The organism is Candidatus Phytoplasma sp. AldY-WA1 (assembly GCF_020312115.2).
GTDB lineage: Bacteria > Bacillota_I > Bacilli_A > Acholeplasmatales > Acholeplasmataceae > Phytoplasma > Phytoplasma vitis.
Map to the genome: position 1 here is coordinate 1 of NZ_JAHRHX020000142.1, position 682 is coordinate 682.

Sequence of the window (682 nt, forward strand, 5' to 3'; positions counted from 1 at the left end):
CGCTTATCGTAAAAAATGTGAAGACCAATACAAAGAATGGAAACAAGGTTGTTTACAATATTTAGATCCAAATAAAGATATGACACCTATTCAAAAAACTTATATTTTTAGTCGTTTCAATGGTTTCGATCAGTGTCAATACAAAGATAAAATTCCTAAAGATTTAGCTCCTTTTATTAAAGAACCTTTTAATAAATGGTGTTTTTATAAAAATCCTTTTGCCATTGAAGAAACAAATTATTTTAGTCCTGCATATTTTAATATAGATACTTTGAGTACTAACTATAACGGACCTGTATTTTCTGTATTTAATAATAGTTTTGTTGAAAAAGACGACACTATCAAAATGGATTATAAAGGCCCTAAATATTTATTAGAAGAAGACAAAGATTTTTATGTTAATGAAGTTAAATGTCCTATACAGATGAGAGACTCCACAGGAAAAGCTACTTATTACCTTCACTTTAATCCAAAAAAACAATATATTACTCTTTATACAGAGAAAATGAATATCAAAGAAAAAAAATAAAATTAGAAAGGACATATGAATATGGCTTTTAAACCAATATCAAACAAAAAAAACAATCAAACAAAAAACATTCCTGCTAAACCGAAACAAAATAAAGGTGTTTATAAACAAAAAGATACTCCTTTTGAAAATAAAATTATTTTAGAAAATAAC

1 pseudogene is annotated in these 682 nt (G+C 25.5%); it reads left to right on the top strand.

Annotation, left to right across the window (positions count from 1 at the left end):
- Nucleotides 1-529 (top strand): annotated as a pseudogene (locus KTO59_RS04485) (hypothetical protein); the annotation flags it as partial.
- Between the last annotated feature and the right edge of the window lie 153 nt (nt 530-682).